The sequence below is a fragment of the Actinosynnema sp. genome (genome assembly GCF_052038725.1).
Genome location: NZ_JBQGCX010000250.1, coordinates 1 through 3450, shown reverse-complemented (window position 1 = coordinate 3450; position 3450 = coordinate 1). Strand labels below are relative to the sequence as shown.

The window sequence follows — 3450 nt, the reverse complement described above, 5'->3', positions numbered from 1 at the left end:
GAACGCGGCGGTGAGCGCGTAGCCGATCGTGGGCCTGGCGGGCTTGCCGTCGACGAGCGCGGAGGCGAGCGCCGGTTCCTCCCCCGCGAGTCTGGACTCGATCTCCTGCAGCGTCTTGCGTTCCCGCTCGCTCAGCATCGGCGCTCCTCCCGCGGACTCCCAGGCCCCGCACGAGTACCCGGCGGGAGGCGCGCCGACACTCGTCCATCAGCGGGACAGCGCGACCAGCCGGGAGACCGCCCGCAGGTACTTCTTGCGGTAACCGCCGGTGAGCATCTCCTCGGTGAACAGCTCCGACAGGGGCTGCCCGGACACGGCGACCGGGATGTCCCGGTCGTAGAGCCGGTCACCGAGAGCCACCAGGCGCAACGCGACCGACTGGTCGGGGGCGGCGTGCACGCCCTTGAGGTGGACCGCGGTGACGCCGTCGAGCAGCCGCCCGTAGCGGGACGGGTGGACCTTGGCGAGCTTCGCGCACAGCGCGTCGAAGTCGTCCAGGGTCGAGCCGGGCGTGGCCCCGGCCCTGGCGACGAGCTCGGCGTCGCTCATCGGGTCGGGCGCGTCGGGCAGCCCCCGGTGCCGGTAGTCGGGCCCGTCCACCCGGACGACCTCGAAGCGGGCCGCGAGCTTCTGGATCTCGCGCAGGAAGTCGGCGGCGGCGAACCGGCCCTCGCCGAGCTTGTCCGGCAGCGTGTTGGAGGTGGCCGCGACCGCGACACCCGCCTCGGTCAGCTCCTTGATGAGCCTGCCGACCAGCATGGTGTCGCCGGGGTCGTCCAGCTCGAACTCGTCGATCGCGAGCAACCGGTGCCCGCCGAGCCTGCGCACCGTCTCCACGAACCCGAGCGCACCGACCAGGTTGGTGACCTCGACGAACGTGCCGAACGCCTTGGGCCCCGGCACCGCGTGCCACAGCGAGGCCAGCAGGTGCGTCTTGCCCACCCCGAACCCGCCGTCCAGGTACAGCCCCGGCGCGGGCCCGCTGTCCCGCTTGCCGAACAGCGACCCGAGCCACCCCTTGCGCTCGCCGCCCGCGCCGATCCGCCGGGCGAACTCCGCGCAGGCAGCCACGGCCGCGGCCTGGCTGGGCTCGTCCGGGTTGGGCGCGTAGGTGTCGAAGCGGACCGCGTCGAAGTGCGGCGGCGGGACCATCGCCCCGACTAGTTCGTCCGGTGCGACCTGCGGATCGCGTTCGACCAGGCTGGGGGCGGGCATGGCGGGGAGCCTAACGCCGTGCTGGGATGGGTCGGTGCAGAAGCTGTGGCCGGGGAGCGGCGCGGAGAGCAACATCACGGACGCGGAGCTGGAACGGCTCTACGACCACCCGTCCGGGCTCGACCGCCCGTGGGTGCAGGTGAACTTCGTGGCCAGCGCGGACGGGGCGATGACCGTGGACGGCCGCTCCGGCGGCCTGGGCGGCGCGGCGGACCAGAAGGTGTTCGCGCTGGGCCGCGACCTGGCCGACGTGGTCCTGGTGGGCGCGGGCACCGCGGCGGCCGAGGGCTACCGGGGCGTGGTGGCCGGGAAGGCGCGGGCCGAGCGCAGGGCGCGGCTGGGCCTGGCCCCGATCCCGCCGATCGCGGTGGTGAGCGGCCGGTGCTCGCTGGAGCCGGACTCACCGCTGCTCACGGACACCCTGGTGCCGCCGATCGTGCTGACCACCTCGGAGGCCCCCGCCCGGCGGCGGGCGGAGCTGACCGAGGCCGGGGCGGACGTGGTGGTGGCGGGCGAGTCGTCGGTCCACCCCGCGCTGGCCCTGCGCGCCCTGGACGAGCGCGGCCTGCGCCGGGTGGACTGCGAGGGCGGGCCCGCCCTGTTCGCGTCCCTGATCGCGGCCGACCTGGTGGACGTGCTGTGCCTGACCGTGGCCCCGCTGCTGGTGGCGGGCGGCGCGGGCCGGATCGGTGTGGGCGTGCCGTCGGCGGTGCCGCGCGGTATGGAGCTGTCCTCGGCGCTGCACGACGAGGGCTACCTGATGCTCCGCTACACGCGGTCCCGGTAGCGCCCGCGCCGTCCGGCGCGGCGCCGAACCCGGCCTCCCGGCGCCGCTGCGCGCCGGGCCGCGCGGGGGCAGGATGGCCGGGTGCCGCTCCCGCTGACCCCGCCCGTGCAGCCGATGCTGGCCACGAGCGCGGACGACCTCCCCACCACCGACGACCTGCTCTTCGAGCCCAAGTGGGACGGGTACCGGTGCCTGGTGTTCCGCGACGGGGCCGACGTGGTGCTCCAGTCCCGCGGCGGCAAGCCGCTGAACCGGTACTTCCCCGAGGTCGAGGCCGCCCTGCGCGACTCCGCGCTCCCGGACCGCGTGGTCCTGGATGGCGAGCTGGTCGTCTCCCTGGACGGGCGGCTCGACTTCGACGCCCTCACCGAGCGGATCCACCCGGCGGCGAGCCGGGTCGCGCTGCTGTCCGAGCGGACCCCGGCGGGGTTCGTCGCGTTCGACCTGCTCGCGCTCGGTGACGAGGTGCTGCTCGACCGGCCCACGTCCCACCGCCGGGCGGCCCTCGAGGAGGTCATCACGCCGTCCGGCTCGCTGCACCTGACCCCGTGCACCGGGGACGTCGGGCTCGCGCGGCGCTGGTTCGGCCTGTTCGAGGGCGCGGGCCTGGACGGGGTGGTCGGCAAGCCGGTGGCAGGCGCCTACCTGCCGGGCAAGCGGGCCATGGTCAAGGTCAAGCACGCCAGGACCGCCGAGTGCGTGGTCGCCGGGCTGCGCTGGCACAAGGACACCGAACCCGGCACGGCGGTCGGCTCCCTGCTGCTCGGCCTGCACGACGACGCCGGGGTGCTGCACCACGTGGGCGTGGTCGGCTCGTTCAAGGCGGCCGAGCGCCGGGCGCTGGCCGAGGAGCTGTCCCCGCTGATCACCGGGGGCGAGCACCCCTGGGTGGGGCAGTCGGACGGGCGCCGCTCGCCGGGGGAGGAGAACCGCTGGCGCAAGCAGTCCGACTGGACCCCGCTGACCCCCGAGCGCGTCCTGGAGGTCTCCTACAGCCAGACCGAGGGCGCCGCACCCGCCCGCCTGCGCCACAACGGGCGGTTCCGCCGCTGGCGCCCCGACCGGGACGCCGCCTCCTGCCGCTACGACCAGCTCGACCAGCCCGCCCGGTACGACCTGGCCGCCGTGCTGCGCGGCGAGGTCAGGCAGGCCCGCTAGCTCACCGCCGGGCGCTGCGGGTCGCCCCGATCGAGGCCGCCACCACGCAGGCCACCGCGCCCCACTGCACCCGGTCCAGCCGCTCCCCCAGCAGCACCAGCCCGGCCAGCGCCGCCGCGGCCGGTCCCAGGCTCATCAGCACCCCGAAGGTCCGCGACGGGATCCGCCGCAGCGCCTCCAGCTCCAGCGAGTACGGCACCACCGAGGACAGCAGCGCCACCCCCAGCCCGATCAGCAGCACCGTCGGGTCCACCAGCTCCGCGCCTGCCTCGCCGATCCCGAACGGCAGG

5 protein-coding genes are annotated in these 3450 nt (G+C 75.4%); 2 read left to right on the top strand and 3 right to left on the bottom strand.

Annotation, left to right across the window (positions count from 1 at the left end):
- Both ACTUAL_RS04875 and zapE read right to left on the bottom strand, forming a co-directional pair.
- Nucleotides 1-138, bottom strand: a 138-nt coding sequence (locus ACTUAL_RS04875) for a DUF3040 domain-containing protein (protein ID WP_440899407.1), incomplete at its 3' end; no start/stop codon positions are given.
- Nucleotides 139-207: 69 nt separating this feature from the next.
- Entirely contained in the window at nucleotides 208-1215 is a 1008-nt protein-coding gene (zapE, locus tag ACTUAL_RS04870) for a cell division protein ZapE (RefSeq protein WP_096492166.1), read from the bottom strand.
- On the opposite strand from zapE, the gene ACTUAL_RS04865 reads away from it, so the two are divergent.
- Both ACTUAL_RS04865 and ACTUAL_RS04860 read left to right on the top strand, forming a co-directional pair.
- On the top strand, nucleotides 1214-2002 hold the full coding sequence (locus tag ACTUAL_RS04865) for a pyrimidine reductase family protein (protein ID WP_440899406.1): 789 nt from the start codon (nucleotides 1214-1216) through the stop codon (nucleotides 2000-2002). The genes zapE and ACTUAL_RS04865 overlap by 2 nt on opposite strands.
- An 81-nt stretch (nucleotides 2003-2083) precedes the next feature.
- The gene (locus ACTUAL_RS04860; protein WP_440899405.1) at nucleotides 2084-3160 is read left to right on the top strand and encodes an ATP-dependent DNA ligase; all 1077 of its coding nucleotides are present in this window, start codon (nucleotides 2084-2086) and stop codon (nucleotides 3158-3160) included.
- A gap of 1 nt (nucleotide 3161) precedes the next feature.
- Here ACTUAL_RS04860 and ACTUAL_RS04855 read toward each other — a convergent pair.
- Nucleotides 3162-3450, bottom strand: a 289-nt coding sequence (locus ACTUAL_RS04855; protein ID WP_440899404.1) for an EamA family transporter, incomplete at its 5' end; no start/stop codon positions are given.